9 protein-coding genes are annotated in these 17,300 nt (G+C 69.4%); 1 reads left to right on the forward strand and 8 read right to left on the reverse strand.

Going from position 1 to position 17,300, the window contains the following annotated elements; genetic code table 11:
* Nucleotides 1-76: 76 nt before the first annotated feature.
* Together WME82_RS30445 and WME82_RS30450 are read right to left on the reverse strand one after the other, a co-directional pair.
* The gene (locus WME82_RS30445; protein ID WP_438038181.1) at nt 77-3,889 is read right to left on the reverse strand and encodes a TIR domain-containing protein; all 3,813 of its coding nucleotides are present in this window, start codon (nt 3,887-3,889) and stop codon (nt 77-79) included.
* Nucleotides 3,890-3,945: 56 nt separating this feature from the next.
* Nucleotides 3,946-4,827 (reverse strand): CPBP family intramembrane glutamic endopeptidase, encoded by an 882-nt coding sequence (locus tag WME82_RS30450; protein WP_438038182.1) that lies wholly within the window; start codon nt 4,825-4,827, stop codon nt 3,946-3,948.
* A gap of 47 nt (nt 4,828-4,874) precedes the next feature.
* Between WME82_RS30450 and WME82_RS30455 the strand changes: the two genes are divergently transcribed.
* Nucleotides 4,875-5,534 carry a TetR/AcrR family transcriptional regulator gene (locus tag WME82_RS30455; RefSeq protein WP_438038183.1) on the forward strand — a complete coding sequence of 220 codons (660 nt, stop codon included), beginning with the start codon at nt 4,875-4,877 and terminating at the stop codon, nt 5,532-5,534.
* 66 nt (nt 5,535-5,600) lie between these two features.
* Here the strand turns inward: WME82_RS30455 and WME82_RS30460 are convergent, their stop codons facing one another.
* From WME82_RS30460 to WME82_RS30485, 6 genes are all read right to left on the reverse strand, one after another.
* Entirely contained in the window at nt 5,601-6,959 is a 1,359-nt protein-coding gene (locus WME82_RS30460) for an LLM class flavin-dependent oxidoreductase (protein ID WP_437740026.1), read from the reverse strand.
* A gap of 306 nt (nt 6,960-7,265) precedes the next feature.
* The gene (locus WME82_RS30465) at nt 7,266-10,019 is read right to left on the reverse strand and encodes a beta-propeller fold lactonase family protein (RefSeq protein ID WP_438038184.1); all 2,754 of its coding nucleotides are present in this window, start codon (nt 10,017-10,019) and stop codon (nt 7,266-7,268) included.
* A 260-nt stretch (nt 10,020-10,279) separates the two neighbouring features.
* Complete coding sequence (locus WME82_RS30470; protein WP_438038185.1) at nt 10,280-11,842, reverse strand: response regulator; 1,563 nt, start codon at nt 11,840-11,842, stop codon at nt 10,280-10,282.
* A 99-nt stretch (nt 11,843-11,941) separates the two neighbouring features.
* On the reverse strand, nt 11,942-14,809 hold the full coding sequence (locus WME82_RS30475; RefSeq protein WP_438038186.1) for an ATP-binding protein: 2,868 nt from the start codon (nt 14,807-14,809) through the stop codon (nt 11,942-11,944).
* 223 nt (nt 14,810-15,032) lie between these two features.
* On the reverse strand, nt 15,033-16,091 hold the full coding sequence (locus tag WME82_RS30480; protein WP_438038187.1) for an ABC transporter permease: 1,059 nt from the start codon (nt 16,089-16,091) through the stop codon (nt 15,033-15,035).
* Nucleotides 16,091-17,026, reverse strand: a complete 936-nt coding sequence (locus tag WME82_RS30485) for an ATP-binding cassette domain-containing protein (RefSeq protein ID WP_438038188.1) — start codon at nt 17,024-17,026, stop codon at nt 16,091-16,093. Before WME82_RS30485 ends, WME82_RS30480 begins: the two co-directional genes overlap by 1 nt.
* Nucleotides 17,027-17,300 lie beyond the last annotated feature (274 nt).

Genomic DNA, 17,300 nt, shown 5'->3' on the forward strand with positions numbered 1-17,300 from the left:
CGGCGGCGCCGAGCTTCCATGATCGACAAGGTCCGATGGTCGAGGGTGCTGCTCCTTGTCGGGCTGCCGCTCGTGCCTATGGCCTGTCTCGCCGCGCGAGACCGGCGATCGCTCCTCGAATGCCCTTCGCCACGTCGGCCCACGCAGCATCTTGATTCTCCCAGCACGTGACCGCCCTGGCGTCCGTCGGAAGCGCCTGAAGCTTGGCTAAGAAGCCTCCCGACCAGTCCAACGGCCGGAGGACGATGGGGATGACGCTGACCTCACCGGCTTCGTGGCGCTCGAGGGCGCGCTTCATCTCCTTATTGTAGCAGTAATCCGAGTGCATGAAGTCGGCACTGACGAGAAGGAGTATCACATCGGCCTCCTCCAGTCGCTTGTCGACCTCGTCCTGTCGCGTGTCTCCCCCGAGGACGCAGCGGTCGTGCCAGCTCTCGATCAGACCGTCCCGCTTCAGGGGGGCGAGGTGGCGCTCCAGCTCATCGCGGAGCGCCTCGTCCTTGTGAGAATAGCTGAAGAACAGGCGCGCAGGCCGGCGCGGGGCCGGAGTTACCGGGTGACGAAATGGGGCGGCACAATCGAACAACCAGAGGTTGCCGTTCTTATCACCGGCGCAGAGGAGCCCCTGGGACATGGCCACGCAGACGAATGGACTTATTCCAGGAACAGTGGCCAGGCATCGCGCCGTGGACGTATCCCAGAGTTTGAGCGTCTTGTCCGCCGAGCCGGAGGCGATCCACCGGCCATCCGCGGAGAACGCGCAGCTCTTGACCGAGGAAGAGTGGCCCACGTAGGTCGAGATCAAATTTCCACCCACAAGATCCCAGATCTTGAGCGTATGATCGTCGGACGCAGAGACAACTCGACCCCCGTCGGGGCTGATCGCACAGGCATTGACGGAGTCGAAATGACCCCGGAGGGTGAAGACCAGCCGCCCCGTCGACACCTCCCAGACCTTAAGTGTCCGATCCTCGGATGCTGAGACGATCCGCTCTCCATCGGGGCTGATCAGGCACGAGTTCACCCAGCCCCCGTGCCCCAATAGGGTCCACAACCACTTGCCGCTCGCCAAATCCCATAGTTTCAGCGTCGTATCGACGGACGCAGACAGGACGTACCGACCATCTGGGGCGATCGCGCATGCCGTGCACCAGTCGTCGTGCGCCTCGATGGTGGAGAGCAGCTGACCGGTTGCGACGTCCCATACCCTGAGCGTCCTGTCGTACGAGCAGGAGAGGATCCGCTCGCTATCCGGGCTGATCGCGCATCCAGTGACCTGATCGAGGTGGCGCTGCGACGTCTCCGTTCGCGAAGGATCGCCGAGGATGGACAGCAAGCGACCGCTCGCGACGTCCCACACCTTGAGCGTCTTGTCAGACGAGGCCGAGACGATCCGCTTGTTGTCCGGGCTAATCGCACAGCCCCACACCCTGGCAGCGTGGCCGTCGAGCGAGGAGCGGAGGTGGCCGCTCGCGATATCCCACACCTTGAGAGTTCCGTCGGCGGAGCCGGACCCGACGCGCTGACCATCGGGGCTGATCGCACAGGTATAGACCCCGGCCGAATGGCCTTCGAGCGTCGACAGCACCTGGCCGCTCGCGACGTCCCACACCTTGAGCGTCTTGTCGTGCGATGCGGAGACGACCCGCTCGCCGTCAGGGCTGATTGCACATGAGAGGACCCAATCATCGTGCCCCGCGAGGACGGCGAGCTGCCGGCCGCTCGCGACGTCCCACACCTTGAGCGTCTTGTCGTACGATGCGGAGACGACCCGCTCGCCGTCGGGGCTGATCGCGCAGGCGCTCCCCCAGTCGCGATGCGCCGCAAAGACGGCGAGCGGCTCACCGCTCGCAAGGTCCCACACCCTGAGCGTCTTGTCGTACGAGGTCGAGACGACCCGCTCCCCGTCAGGACTGATTGCGCACGCAGTGATTCCATCGTCGTGACCCCGCCGTTCGCAGCCGGGAGAGCGCTGTTCACCCAGGGCATAGAGAGGTGTACAGCTCGCGGCATCCCATACGACGAGCGTTCTGTCGCTGGACCCGGAAACGATCCGCTTACCGTCGGGGCTGATCGCGCAGGCGTTGATGCCGTCGGTATGGCCTTCGAGGGTGGAGAGCAGACCGCCGCTCGCGGCGTCCCACACCTTGAGCGTCCCGTCGCTGGAAGCAGAGACGATCCGCTCGCCATCGGGGCTGATCGCGCAGGCGTTGATCCTCGCGGAATGTCCTTCGAGCGTGAAGAGCAGATGGCCGTTCGCGAGATCCCACACCTTGAGTGTACTGTCGCTGGAGCCAGAGACGATCCGCGCACCGTCGTGGCTGATCGCGCAAGCCGTGACCGAGCCGAGGTGACCGGAGAGGGTGCGCTCCACGCCGGTCCACATCCGCACTGGATGCCGGAGCCGCAGCATCGGCAATCGGCTCGTGGACCCGAACATCGGCTCGATCCTTGCTGCGTCCCAGCCAGCTGATCGCAGCCGGTTGTAGACAAGCACCCGTAGCGCCTCGCTCGCCTCGCCGAGCCAGTGCGACTCTGCCCTGATTGCGCGATGAATCAAGCCGATCTCGTCATCCCCGAGCTCCTTGGCGGCCCTGCGCAGCGCCTCTTCGAGGGCGGACGGCCCGCTCTCCCTGCAGAGCGCCTCGAGCAGCTCGACGTCTTTGCACAATGCGCGAGCTTTCTCGCGCTCGCCCGCCACGAGCGCATGCCCGATCGCATGGCGCGGTGCATACTGCTTCCGGAACTCACCCCCCTCGCCCACGGGCCACCTGGCCGTCGTCCGCAAGAGGTGCCGGTGCAGCTCGCCCATTCGCGTCGATCCGAGCTTCTCCACGACGAAATCGCGGAACGCCTCGTGATAGGGCCGGTACGCCCGCGCGCCGCGCCAGTGCTCGGGCTCCTCGAGGAGCAGCGTCCGCGCGGCTTCGTGGAAGTCGTCTCCGGTCTGCAGATTGCCCCACCCGAGCGCCGCCTTGATCTCCTCGAGCGGCAGCGCCTCGCGCGCTGCGCAGAGCAGCCCGAGCCCGTCGCAGACGATCCCGAAGCGCTCGCCTGATAGCATCCGGAGCTGCCGCCAGACCTGATCGAGGAAGCCGCCGAGCCCGTGCGGCAAGCGCTCCGCTCGCCGCCGGTCGGGCAGCTGTTCCTGGAGCCACTCCCGAAGCTTCGATGCATAGAGCAGATTCCCATGCCCCTTGCCCACGGCTTCCTCGATGAGCCGCCCTGAGAGCGCTGGCACGAAGAGCGGCCCATGGTGAGCCCAAAACGCACGACAGGCCTTGTCGTTCGAGGTCGCCCACGCGGCCGCGTCGAGATCGATGCGCCGCACGCTCCCACGGCTCTCCAGCGCAGCGAGGTGCGGGTACTGCGGCCTTGACGCGCAGATCATTTGCACCCGTGGCGGCAGCGCGTATGGCAAGAAGCTCAGCAGCGGGTTCTGCCCGGCGCCGTCGCTCCGCACCTCATCAAGGCCATCCACGAGGACGATAAGCTGCTCACGGCGAGGAACCAGCTCTCGCTGCGATACCCGCGCGAGGAGCTCGACGAGCCGGCTCTCCGGTGCCGCCTCGCTGTCCTTCTGCTCGGGGTAGAGCGCCTCGATCTGCGCCGCCAGGGAGCGCGTGATTGCATCGGGTCGATCCCAGTCCATCACATCGCGGCGCAGGAAGTGGTGTGGCACACGGCGGCCGCGCTGCTCCGCGATCTCGAGCCATCGCGAAAGGATCGCGCTCTTGCCCATCCCAGGACCGCCGAGGAGGAGCACCCAGCCGGTCGCTCCCGCCTCTTCGGCGAGGAGTCGTTCGAGCGCGTCGAGCACGTCCTGTCGTCCGAAGAAGGACCCATGGCGGCTCCGCTCGATGCTGAAATCAATGACCTCACGCGCCACGCGACGAGCCTATCAAGGGGCCCGGCCGAGAGGCCAGCGCGGGGGGGAGCCGCGGGTCACCGCGTCCAGGTCAGCAGCAGCGCGAAGATGGTGAGATCGGCGGCGACGTGCGCCACGTACGGCGCGAGGAGGCCGCCCGCGCGGCGCCGGAGCACGCCGAGCATCACGGCGTAGATCGCCGCCAGGCCGACGCCGACGGCCCCGCTCGGGAAGCCGCTCAGGTGGAGGAGCCCGAAAGCAACCGCCTGGACGAGCACTGCCGTCCAGCCGGAGGTCGTCACGGCGTCCAGCGATCCGAGGAACACCAGGCGGAAGACCGCCTCCTCGAGGAGCGCGTTGAAGAGCGCGAACCCCAGGCCGCCGAGGAGCAACAGCGGCAGCGAGACGGGCGGGAGCAGGGCCCGCATCTGCGACAGATCGGGCCGCATCAGCTGGACCCAGAGCACGAGCGCGAGCGCGGAGACGAGGGCGACCGCCGCGATCCAGCCGAGGACCGCGGGCCCGAACGCCCCGCGCCGCAGCGGCGGCATCGACGACCGCAGCGCCGGCACGGCGCGCGCGAGCAGCGCGAGCACGACGAGCGGCGCGGCCAGGGAGAGCGGCCACGGCGCGGCGAGCCCCACCGCCGCGGGCGCGAGCGTGAGCACCGCGAGGAGCGGGGCGTGGAGCGCCGCCCAGTCCGGCGCGCGCGCCACGGCGAGCAGGGAGGCGAGCCCGACGCCGAAGCAGGCGAGGCCGAGGGCGCGATCCGCCGCAGCAAGCGGGTACGCGGCGTAGGCGAGCGTCGCTGCGGAGACCGCGGCGAGCCCCGGCCAGCCAAGGCGAGGCGCGCCCGCTCGCCCGGCGGTCTCACCGACCGGCGTAACGCCGGCCGGCGCCGCGCGAGGCGGCTCGATCTGCCCGATCTGTTCGAGGCGCTCCAGAAGTTGAGCTTTCACTCGGATATAGTCGAGCTTTTACTCAGGTTGTCAAGTACGCTCGGCGTATGGCCACGAAGCGCAAAAAGCCGCCGTCGACCGCGCCCCGCCGGGTGCCGCTGCAGGCGAGGAGCCAGCGGCGCAAGGAGCGGATCCTCGACGCGACGGCGGCGCTGCTCGCGTCGCGCGGGCTCGACGCGGTCACCACGAACGCCATCGCGGCGCGGGCGCGGACGTCCATCGGCTCGGTCTACGAGTTCTTCCCGAACAAGGAAGCCGTGCTCCACGCGCTGACGGGGCGTTACCTGGAGCGGCTACGGGCGCGCACCGAGGCGGCGCTCGCGGAGGCGCCGCCGGGCTCGTGGCGGGAGCTCACCGAGCGCTGGCTCGACGCGCTCGCGGCGTTCTACAGGTCGGAGCCCGGCTACCGGGAGCTGTGGTTCGGCGTGCAGCTGTCCGGCGCGCTGCTCTCGACGGCCGCGGCGTGGGGGGACGAGTTCTCGGCGCGCGTCGAGGCGCTCCTCTCGCCGCTGACGCCCGCGCTCGCGCCTGCCGAGCGGCGCGTCGTCGCGCAGAGCGCGCTGTACATGGCCTCGACGCTGCTCGCCCTCGCCGCTCAGCGGGACGAGCAGCAGGGCGCGCTCTACGTCGAGGAGGCGAAGAAGGCGGTCTGTCGCTACCTCGCGCCGTACATCGAGCCGCCGTGCCCGCCGAGGGAGAGCGCGTGACGCGGTGAGGCGCACCGGCGCGGTGTCGCGCGCGGCCAGGCGCCCCCTCGCCCGGGAGCGGCGCCTTCAGGCCGCCGACGCCCGCGGCTTCGCGCTGGCCGCGTGGCGGTTCACCGGCCGCGCCAGCCCGAGGTTCTCCCGCAGCGTGCGGCCCTCGTACTCCGTTCGGAACAACCCGCGTCGGCGCAGCTCCGGGATCACCAGCTCGACGAAGTCGTCGAGCCCGCCCGGGAGCCACGGCGGCATCACGTTGAACCCGTCGGCGCCGCCCTGGGTGAACCACGCCTCCAGCTGATCCGCGATCTGCTCCACCGAGCCCACGATCGTCCAGTGCCCGCGCGCCCCAGCCACCCAGAGGTAGAGCTCCCGGATGGAGAGATTGCGCTTGCGCGCGATGTCGAACATCAGCGCTTGCCGGCTCTTGTTGTTGTTGGTCTCGGGCAGCTCGGGGAGCGGCCCGTCCACAGGATACGCGGACAGATCGACCCCGCCCGACAGGCCCGAGAGCAGCGATAGCCCGACCTCCGGCAGGATGAGGTCCTGCAGCTCCTGGTACTTCGCCCTGGCCTCCGACTCCGTCCTGGCGACCACGGGGAACACCCCCGGCATGATCTTCAGCTGGTCGGGGTGCCGCCCGTACTTGGCCATCCGGCCTTTGACGTCGGCGTAGAAGGCCTGCGCGTCTTCCAGCGTCTGCTGCGCGGTGAAGATCACCTCGGCGGTCTCGGCCGCGAGCTCCCTGCCCGCCTCCGAGGATCCCGCCTGCACGATCACCGGGTGTCCCTGGGGTGGACGCGGGATGTTGAGCGGCCCTCGAACGGAGAAGAACTTCCCCTTGTGGTCGAGCGTGTGCAGCTTTGCCGGATCGTAGTAAGCCCCGGACGCCTTGTCGCGGAGGAAGGCGTCGTCCTCCCAGCTGTCCCAGAGGCCGGTGACCACGTCGACGAACTCGCGCGCCCGGACGTAGCGCTGCGCGTGGTCGGGGTGGGCGTCGAGCCCGAAGTTCCCCGCCGCCTCGCCCCCGCCGGTGGTGACCACGTTCCAGCCTGCCCGCCCCTGGCTGATATGGTCCAGCGAGGCGAACTTGCGGGCCAGCAGGTAAGGCTCCTCGTACGTGGTGGACGCGGTGGCGATGAAGCCGATGCGCTCGGTGACGACCGCGAGCGCGGAGAACAAGGTGACCGGCTCGAAGCTGGCCCCATAAGCGGTGCGGCCCTGCGCTCCGGGCCGGTTCTGCAAGGCGAGCCCGTCCGCCAGGAACACGGCGTCGAACTTGGCCCGCTCCGCCGCCTGCGCAATGCGCTTGTAATGCGCGAAGTTGATGCCTCCGTCCGCCTGCGCCTGCGGGTGCCGCCAGGCCGCCACGTGGTGGCCTGCGCCAGGCAAAAAGGCGCCCAAACGGATCTTCCGCTGATTGTCGCTCATGGGGTGTCCTCGGTCTCGGTCCTTCAGGTGCGCGCGCGGGCACGTCGCCGCGCGACCGCCGCACGCGATCACCACGCGCGATCTCCACGCGCGATCTCCACTCCCAGAGCGCAAGCGCCGTGCCCGGCGCCGGAGCCACGGGCGCAGCGGCGGAGATCGAAGCGCCGCCCCTCTCCTGCCCCGCGACGTGCTGCGAGGGCAGCAACGGATCACCAGCGCTGCGGAAGCCTTGCTGTCAGGGAAGCACCTGTCCGCGGCAGCTCACCGGTCGATGGGCGGGTGAGCGCGCAGGCGCGATCGTTCCGCTCAGCGATGCGGCCACGGGGACGGTCCGTGCGGTCCCCGTCGCGGAACGCTCTCCGGGTCGGCCGGGTCGCTGCCGGCGTCCCGCTCGTCACCGTCGCGGAAGCCGTCGCCGTCGCGGTCGACGCCGATGCGCTCGCCCGACCCGGGCGGCACGCAGGTATACGTCAGCTCGCTCCCGCCTCTCGTGGCCAGCCAGCGGAGCTCGCCGTCCCACCGCCGCGGCGCGCGCGCGCGGTCGGCGTCGAAACGGCCATTGCCGGTGTACAGAAAGCCCAGCTCGTCCCCGTGTGACCAGCCCTTGACCACGAGATCACAGTCGCCGGCGTCGGCGCGCGCCACGAGCAGATCGACGCGGGGGCCGGCCACCGCCGCGTTCGACGGCGTGAGCGTGATCTGCTGGCCCACGATGGGCTTCAGGTTCGACTCCAGCGCCAGCATGTACTCCGCCACCTGGCGCTTCAGGAGCTCCCCCTCGGGGTCGACGGGGAAGCCGCCGGGGTTCTCCGGCGTCTGGACGAAATCGGAGAACGCGTTGAAGCGGACGAGCGTATCGACGGCGCCGTCGTGGAGAAAGCCAAAGCCGCGGACCTGGTCGCCCATGTGCGCGTTGGAGCCGCCGAACGGGAACACGAACGACTCCGCCATGCCGAACATCCCGACCTTCTGGTACTGATTGCGCAGGTGCGGGACCTTGAAGAGCTGGGTCTCGTTGGCGTTGGCCGATCCGCCGTCGCTGCCGAAGAAGCCCGGCGCGAAGTCGTCGGGGTTGGCGTCGGGATCGACGGCGTGGCACCCGATGCACGAGGCGCCGAGGATGCTCGACACCGGCCCCCCGAAGAAGTCGCGCCCCGCGCTCTGATCGGGCGTGAGCGAGTCGTCGAGCGCGCGGATCGGGTTGGGTGGATACGTGACCTGGAGGATGAAGTCCGTGAAATCGTCCATCTCCTCCTCCGGGATCGTCTCGTCTCGCCCGAGCAGATCGACGAACGATGCGCTGAATTTCTTGAACGCCGCCCGCTCATCGAAGACCCCGCTGTCCGGCTGGGACGTGGGCGCATCATGGCCGCCCGTGCGGTCGCCGCGCCAGTGCATCGGCCCGTGGTTCGCCATGCCGCGCAGGCTCTGGGTCGTCATCGGCCCCTTCATCGGGTGCAAGCTCGTATCCTGGCCGAAGAGATCGGTACAGAACGGCCCCGGGTTCTCCAGCGCGGTGCCGTCCGGGTTCCCGAGGTCCCACGAGAGGCTGTCGAAATCGCCGAAGATATGGCAGCTCGCGCAGGACGAGTCGCCGTGGCTCGAGCTCCGCGACGCGTCATAGAGGACGCGGCGCCCCCGGACGACGCTCGGAGGCTCCGGGTTGTGCATCGGCACGTGCGCGACCTCGCGGCGGGTCCGGGTGTCGATGACCGAGATCGCGTTATCGAAGCGCGCGAGCACGTAGAGCCGCTGCCTGTCTTCATCGAGGACGAGGCCGGTCGGCCCGCCTCCAGGGACGCGGATCTGGTTCGCGGCGCTGGGCACGAACGTGTCGTTCTCGAGCTTCGCGGTGTCGAAGACGCCGATCTTGTCCGAGCCGAGCGCCGCGACATACAGGGTCGCGCCGTTGCGCGTCACGGCCATCTGCAGCGGTTGCGCCAGGCTCTTCTTGCTCTCGTCGTTCGGCACCGGCGCGCAGCAGCTGCTGTAATCGATGTGTTTGTTGAGGTGCCTCGGGGCGACGCCGCCCGGACCGAGCACGGTGATCCTGCTCTCGTGCAGGTGGCCGCGCACGCTGTGGCCGGCGAAGATGCCCGGCCCCTCGAAGCGCTCCTCGTTCCGGGCGTCGGTGTTGGACACATAGACCTTCCCGTTCACCGGGTTCACGATCATGTTGAACAGGACGGTCCCAACGCCCGTGAAGAAGCCGCCTGGCCCGTCCACCTGGCGCGGCGGGTTGGCGAGCGCGTCGATGACGAAGACGTCCTTGTCGGGCAGCGAGAGGCGCACCGCGTCGTCCCAGGGGCGACCCAGCTCATCGACCCAGTGGGCCCCGTCGAACTTGAGAATGAGCCCGACCTCCGGCCGGGGGACTCCCTCGAAGTTGGTGTCGGGCCCGGGCAGTCCGCCCGCGGCCTCCCCGCCGTTCGGCACGAGGCTCTCGTCGATCACGGTCGTGCGGTTGCCCGAGTGGAAGGCGGCGGCGTAGACCCGGCTGCCGTCCGGCGTCACCGCGAGCGCGCGCGGCGTGTCGCTGAAGAGCGTCACGATGGAGAGCGGCGTGCCGCCGAGCGACGTCCCGGGCCGCCTCGCGTCGAACACCCAGACGTCCGCGCGCCCCACGCCGGGCGTCAAGAGCTGCGGATCGAAGGGGGCGTTCTGCCCGCGGTGGGCCGCGGTGATGAAGGCCCGCGAGCGCTGGGGCCCGGCGAATACGATGTCGCGCGGCTCATCGCCCACGAGCAGCGTGCGGACGACGCGCGCCCTTTCGGGCTCTCGAACGTCGACCACGCTCACGCTATCGGACAGGTGGTTCACCACCCAGACTTCATCGTCGCCCCGGGCAGCCACGGCGACCGGCTCGAGCCCCACGGGCACAGACGCCTTGAGCTGCAAGCGATGGGCTTCGACGCGGAAGATCTCCAGCCGGTTATCGGGCGTGTTCACCGCGAAGAGCAGCTTGCCGTTCGCCGACAGGGCCAGGGGGCGGACCTGGCCCGATTCGAATGTCGTGAACGGCGTGGCGGCCGCCGCGGGGAGAGCGGCGGCGAGGGACATGGCCGTAGCACCTACGCTGACAGCCAGGAAACGGCGCAGACAGCATGATGGCAGCATGCTTTCAAGCTATGTAAAATAAATACGATTAACAACAAAAAAGCGGTCGAGCGGTCGCGCCGTCATGGCCAACTCGCTGGGCGGTGCCCTGGCTACGTGGTCGCACAGAGAGACTGTCATGAGTTCGATTCATCGTGCGCCGCCGTACGCCGCCTTGTGCCGCGTCACCCGCGCGGCCCCGCAGGCGCGCTGGCAAGACGGCGTCAGCGGACCTGTCGCAGCGCGTAGTCGATGCCGCTCCGGAGCGTCCCCCGGGTGACCACGGTGCTGAGATCGATCTCGAGCGAGACGAGCGTTTGCGCCAGCTCGGGACGCAGGCCGGTGATCACCGTCGTCGCGCCGAGCAGCCGAAGCGCCGCCGCCGTGCCCATCAGCGTGGTCGCGACCGCGGAGTCGATGAGCGTCACGCCCGTGACGTCGATGATCACGACGTCCGTCCGGTTCGTGTGCACGCAGTTCAGCGCCGCTTCGAGCGCCTGCTGCGCCCGGCTGGCGTCGATCGTCCCGATCAGCGGCATGACCATGATCCGCTCGGTGATCGGAATGAGCGGCGTGGAGAGCTCCGCCAGCCGCTCCTTCTGCGCCCGGATGATCTCCTCCTGCAGCGCCGCGCGCGAAAGCTCCGCGCGCTCGCGCTCGGTGAGCTCCAGCGTCAGCCGCTCGTTCGTCCTGCGGAGCTCCTCGGTCTGGCGCGCGACCTCGGTCTCCAGCTGCTCGTTCGACCCGCGGAGGGCCGCATAGAGCAGAGCGACCTTCACGGCCACGGCCGCCTGGGAGGCGAGGAGCCTCAGCGTCTCCAGCTGCGTCGGTGTGTAGGGGTGATGGACCGCCTCGCGCTCGACGTACAAGACGCCCGTCAGCTCGCCCTGATGCATCATCGCCATGCACAGGATCGACCTCGGTCCGCTCGCGCCGAGGTAGCGGTCCCCGGCGAGGCCAGGCTCGCCGCGCGTGTCCTGGATGAAGAGGGACTCCTTCGTCCTCGCGACTCCCTGGATGACCGTCACGGCGAGCTGCGCGTCCGCCTCGACGGGCGTCGCGAGCCCCAGCCTGACCGCGTCCGGGCGATCCCTCGTGATCGAGGCCTCCACGAAGAGCCCGCCCTCGCGCGCGAGGACGAGGACGCACCGCTCGGCGCCGGCGTGCTCGAGCGTGATCCGCAGCAGCCGATCGAGCACCCTGTCGAGGACGACCTCGCCGGCGACCGTCTGCGCTGCGCCGATGACCGTCGCCATCTGGGCTTGAGCCTGCGTGAGCTCCTCCAGGGCCCGCTCGAGCTCGGCCGTCCGCGCCGCCACGCGTCGCTCCAGCTCGTGCGTGAGCTTCTGCAGCGCGGCCTCGGCGGCGACGCGCTCCTCGACCTGCGCCGCGAGGCTCTTCATCAGCTGCCTGAGCTTCGTTTGCACCCGGACGCGCGCGAGCAGCTCCTCGCTCTGGAACGGCTTGAGGAGGAAATCCACGGCGCCGAGGTTCAGCCCCTTCACCTTGTCCGCGCTCATCTCCGTGCTCGCCGTCATGAAGATGACAGGGATGTCGCTCGTGGCCGGATCCGTCTTGAGCCGCCGGCACGTCTCGAAGCCGTCGATCCCTTCCATCTTCACGTCCAGCAAGATGAGATCCGGCGCCACTTCCTTCGCGAGCTGGATGGCGCGCAGGCCGTTCGTCGCGGCCGCGATCTCGAACCCCCAGCCCGAGAGGTTGTCGCGGAGCAGCCTCAGGTTTCGCGGCTCGTCGTCGACGATCAGGACCGTTCCGATATCACTCACGTTCGTCACACTGCCCTCTCCAGCGGATGACCTCACCCTTCGCGCCAGCGACGCTGCATGAGGATGACTGCGCTCACAACAGATCTCAACCCGACGCCCTCATCGGGCGCCACCGTCGATACGCCCGCCGACGAGCTCTTCTATCGACTCCAGCCGGAAGTCCTCGGAGAGCTCGCGCAGGTGCTTGGCGAAAGGCGCGAGCCGAGGGTCGCCCAGCTCGAGCTTGTCCGCGTATTTCTGGATGTGATTGACGAGCCCCTTGCGCGCGAGATCGCGCAAGGCCTTGAGGTCCTCGTCCGGGGGCAGGACGACATCGCGGATGCTGGTCACGCCCGAGCCTGGGCTAGGCTCCGTCTCCTCGCTGGCGCCGTCCTGCCGCTCGTAGATCCACTCCAGCTTGAGGTGTCGCTGCAGCTTCTCGAGCAGCTCATCCATCTGCAACGGCTTGGCCAGGAAATCGTCCGCGCCCGCTTCCAGGCTCTTGTCCTGGTCGGTGATGAACGCGCTGGCGGAGGACGCGATGATCACCGTCCCTGCGAGCTCCGGCGCCTTGCGCATGCGGCGCATCATCTCCCAGCCGTCGAGCACGGGCATCGCGAGATCGGTGATGATCAGATCGAACCTCTCGCTCGCCGTCCTGTCCAGGCCCTCCTGGCCGTCGTTCGCCTCCGCCAGCTCGAACCCGAGGGTCGCGAGCATGCTGATGACCACGGCGCGGTTCTCCGGCTTGTCGTCCACCACGAGGAGCCTCCGTCGCGAGCCCTTGTAGCCGACGATCTGCCCCTGCTCCGTGCGCCTCACGGTGTCCGTCCAGTCGGGCGCCTCGGCGAGCGCCAGGTCCATCCAGAAGACGCTGCCCTTCCCGAGCTCGCTCCTGACCTGGATGGAGCTGCCCATCAGCGTGACGATGCGCTGGCTGATCGCCAGCCCGAGCCCGGTGCCCTCGCGGTGGCGACTCTTGTCTCCGACCTGCTTGAAGGGCAGGAATATCTGGTCCAGGTGTTCGGCGCCGATGCCGGTCCCCGTGTCCTCGATCTCGAATCGTATCCTGTGCGTCTTGGTCCGCGATTCGGGGCTCGCGCCGTCCTCCGGGAGATCCTTGCGCGCGCCGTGTGGCCCGCCGGGCACCTCCGCGACCGTGAAGGTGACGCTCCCGTTCTCGGTGAACTTGATGGCGTTGCCGAGCAGATTGAGCAGGATCTGACGCAGGCGCCGCTGGTCGGCGCGCACCCCCTCGGGCAGCGTGGGGCCGGGCTTGAACACGAACGCGATCCCCTTCTGCTCCGCGCGGATCCGGCAGATCTCGGCCGTCGCGTTCAAGAACGACGGGAGATGGAAATCGTTGGGGTGAATCTCCATCGTCCGCGACTCGATCTTCGCCAGATCGAGGACATCGTTGATGAGGGTCAACAGATGAGCGCCGGACTCGGCGATGACCTCGACGCCGCGCAGCTCCTGCTCGCCCAGGCTCCTGGAGCGCCTCAGGATCTGGGCGTACCCGAGGATGCCGTTGAGCGGTGTCCGCAGCTCATGGCTCATGTTGGCGAGGAAGTCGCTCTTCGCCCTGTTGGCCGCGTCCGCGGCGACCGTGGCCTCCTTGAGCTCGGCGGTGCGCTGCTCGACGCGCTGCTCGAGCTCCTCGTTCGTCTTCGCCAGGGCGGCGAACGTCTCACGGAGCTGCTGGGCCATGCCGTTCAGCGCGTCGCCGATGTGCACGAACTCCCGGGTGCCTGACGCCTCGAAGCGCTGATCGAGATCACCACCCCGGATCCGCTCGGCCGCCGTGACGAGCTGCCGCACCGACGGCAAGGTCACGCGCATGATCACGAGAACGGGCAGCGCGACGAGCGCCAGGATCGAGAACGCCGCGATCAGCCAGTAGTCCCAGTAAAGCCCCTTCACCGACGAGAGCAGCGCCGCGCGAGGGACGTCGGTGAGCAGAACCCAGTCCGGCGCCGCGATGCGCGCCGCCACGATCACGCGCTGATCCGTGCGGCCGACCACGTGCGCCGCCGCGGCGTCGTCGCGCTTCGCCGCCTCGAACGCGCGCTTGAGATCGTCGTCACCGATGGAGTCGACCGTCAGCGTGCCTTTGCTCCCGTGGATCTTGTCCTGGTGCACGCTCGAGACGAGCACCGTCCCATCGCCCCTCACGAGGGCGTGCTCCGTCCCCGGATACAGCGAGAGCTCCCGGAAGCTGTCCATCACCGCGTTGACCGTGACATCGTGCCCGGCGCTCCCCGCGAACACCCCGTCGCGGAAGAACGGCACCACGACGCTCACCATCCACTCGCGTGCCCCCGGGTCGTAGCTCGTCGGCGTCCAGCGCGGCTTTCCTTCCGGGTTGTTCGCCGGGAGCACGAGCGTCGTCCACTCCGAGTTGACGAAATCGACGGTCGTGTCGACCTGATCGATGTAGCTCGTGTGGCTGGGCCAGTACATCACGAGCCCGTTCCGCCTGGGGATGAGCCAGGTGTTGATGGGCTCCCCCGGCGCCCCCGCCGAGTACAGCTCGGTCATGCGCTTCAACTCCAGGAGAAAGACCTTCTCCCGGTCGTCGAGCGGGTACCCCGCGGGCAGCCAGACGATGGCGTCTCGCCTGGGCTCGAAGCCCGCGTTGCGCGACACCATGCCGCCGTCGCGCGACGGCCCGACGAGGGCGTCGAACTTCTGTGGGGTTTCTCCCTCGACTTCGTGCAACGCCGAGGTGAGCATGCGGCCGTACCGCGCGACGCTCGCCTCCGCCTGGATCAGGCGGTCGTTCATGCGGCGGGTCCACTCGTCATGGGTCCGCGCGAGGACGCCCAGCTCGTTCTTCAGGATCGCGCCCTCGATGGCCCACGCCGCGATCCACAGCCCCGGACCCACGAACACGAGCAGCGCGACGGCCAGCGGCCCCGCGACCCAGAAGGACAGACTCGGTGCGGTGCGAGGGCGTTGGCCGCTCCGCTCCCCCCGTTCATTCATGCGGTCATCGTACACGAATACAGGACCGCGCCACTTTTGAAGGTCAATGTCCTGAACAGAAAATATGGACACACGGTAGGAGCATGCGAGCCTGACGAGGACTGCGCCGCCACCACGACGCAGGTTGACTGACATGCTCGCGGAGCGATGGAGCGATTGGCGCACAGCGTGCGCCGGTGAGCTCACGCACCGTGGCCCGCTGGCGCTGGCCGCGGCGCGGCGGCTACTCCCAGCGGAAGAGCTTGAGGGCGAGCGCGAAGGTAGCGACGCCCCAGACGACGAGCAGCGCGAGCTCGGGCGCGATCGCGGCGAGCGGCGCCCCCTCGAGCATCACGCCCCGGAGCGCGTCGTTCAGCGCGGTGAGGGGCAAGGCCTGGACGAAAGGCTGGATCGCGTCGGGGAAGCGATCGGCCGAGAAGAAGACGCCGGAGCAGATCCACATCGGGAACGTGACGAGGTTGCCCAGGCCCGAGATGCCCTCGAGGGTCCGCGGCCGCGCCGCGATGAGCAGGCCGACCCCGGCGAACGCCAGCGCACCGACCACGGCGACCAGCGCGAGCGCAGCGAGCGAGCCGGCGATCGGCACGCCGAGCACGAGGGTCGCGAACAGGAGCAGGGCCACGACCTCGAGCGCCAGGAACACGAGCCGCGCGCCGAGGTGCGACGCGAGGAGCTGCCACCGCGGCATGGGCGCCGCGACGAACAGCTTCAGGAGCTTGCCGATGCGCTGCTGCACGATCGCGACCCCGATCCCCCAGATCCCGGTCAACATCACGTTCATGCCGAGCAGCCCGGGCACCAGGAAATCGACGTAGCGGGAGCCCCTCTCGGCCTCGGTCACCTCGAGCGCGGCCGGGCGGAAGGCGTCGGCGCGCCCGGCCGCGCGCTGGAGCGCCTGGTCCACCTCGAGCCGGGCGAGGCGGCTCTCCGGCCGCGCCGGATCGAACCAGTACGTGGGCGGATCGGTGGCGAGCACGACCAGCGCGACCTTGCCCGTCCGGAGCTCCTGCTGCGCCTGCGCCCGCGGGACCACCCGCGGGACGACCTGCCCCGACGCCTCGAGCGCCGCGCGCCGCGGCTCGGCCCCGGCGCCCTCCTCGACGCTCACCCGCACGGGCTCCGCGGGCTGGTCCCTGAACGCGACGGCCAGCGCCGACGAGAGCAGGATCGGGAACACGAACATCCAGAAGATCGCCTCGGGCTCGCGCAGGAACTCCACGACCCGCGCCCGGATGAGGAGCGTGAGCGACGAGGCGCGCAGGGAGCGGAGCCAGCGCGCCATCACGCGGCCTCGTCGTCCGCGAGCGTCCGCCCGGCGAGCGCCATGAACACGTCCTCCAGGCTCGCGTGGTGCGTCGCGAGCCGCTTCGGCGTGGCCCCGCGCGCCGCGCAGAGCGCGAGCAGCGGCGGGAGCACGCGCGCGACGTCGCGCACCGTCAGCCGGAGCGCCCCCTGCGCGGAGCGCACGGCCTCCACGCCCGGCAGCCCCATGAGCTCCTCCTCGGCGATCTCCGCGTCCACCTCGACCTCCACGACGTGCTCGGCGCCGAGCGAGGCGACGAGCGCCGCCGGCGTGCCGAGCGAGAGCAGCCGCCCGCGATCGACGATCCCCACGCGGTCGCAGAGGCGCGCGGCCTCCTCCATGTAGTGCGTGGTCAGGAGGATCGTGCGGCCGCGGGCCTTCAGATCCTCGACGATAGCCCATATCTGACGGCGCGACGCGGGGTCGAGGCCGGTGCTCGGCTCGTCGAGGAACAGCACCTCCGGATCGCCCGCGAGCGCGCAGGCGAGCGACAGCCGCTGCTTCTGCCCGCCCGACAGCGTGCGCACGAACGCGCTCGACTTTTCCTGCAAGGCCACGCGGCGCAGCGCCTGCTCCGGCTCGATGCCGCGCGGGTAGAAGCTGCGGAAAAGCGCGATCACCTCGCCGACCCGGAGCTTGTCCGGGAAGCGCGTCTCCTGGAGCTGGATGCCGAGCCGGGCGCGCAGCGCGATGCCGTCCCCCACCCAGCGCTCGCCCAGCACCTCGACCTCGCCGGCGTCGGGGCGGGTCAGCCCCTCGAGGATCTCCACCGTGGTCGTCTTGCCCGCGCCGTTCGGGCCGAGCAGGCCGAAGCACTCGCCGCGCTGCACCTCGAGGTCGAGCCCGTTCACGGCCACGACGTCCCCATAACGCTTGACCAGGCCGCGGCAGACCAGGGCGGGAGAGGCAGACACGGCACGTCTGTATCGCGGAGGACGGCAGAAAGGAACCGGGACACTTCAATCCAACGCGGCCTCCGGCGCGACGACGCGTGCAGGGCGGAGGCGCCCTCGGATCGCCCTCAGCAGATGAAGCGCACCTCCACGCGCCCACAGGAGCGCCGGAAAATTCGACAGACGACGCGACGTATCGCCTCTCCGGAGAATCGAATCTCACCAGAGACCTGCGGCGAGCGCGTCGAGCGCGGCCCTGCAAGGAACCATCCGGTCCGAGATCGTGGCTGGCCGG

Origin of the sequence: Sorangium sp. So ce128 (assembly GCF_051525245.1) — a bacterium.
In the GTDB taxonomy this organism is placed as follows: Bacteria; Myxococcota_A; Polyangia; order Polyangiales; family Polyangiaceae; genus Sorangium; species Sorangium cellulosum_B.

Bases quoted from the DNA above. Each gene is read 5' to 3' on its own strand.
- WME82_RS30455 (WP_438038183.1), top strand. From the start codon at position 4,875: ATGGCCACGAAGCGCAAAAAGCCGCCGTCGACCGCGCCCCGCCGGGTG.
- WME82_RS30460 (WP_437740026.1), bottom strand. From the start codon at position 6,959: ATGAGCGACAATCAGCGGAAGATCCGTTTGGGCGCCTTTTTGCCTGGC.
- WME82_RS30475 (WP_438038186.1), bottom strand. From the start codon at position 14,809: ATGAATGAACGGGGGGAGCGGAGCGGCCAACGCCCTCGCACCGCACCG.
- WME82_RS30480 (WP_438038187.1), bottom strand. From the start codon at position 16,091: ATGGCGCGCTGGCTCCGCTCCCTGCGCGCCTCGTCGCTCACGCTCCTC.
- WME82_RS30465 (WP_438038184.1), bottom strand. From the start codon at position 10,019: ATGTCCCTCGCCGCCGCTCTCCCCGCGGCGGCCGCCACGCCGTTCACG.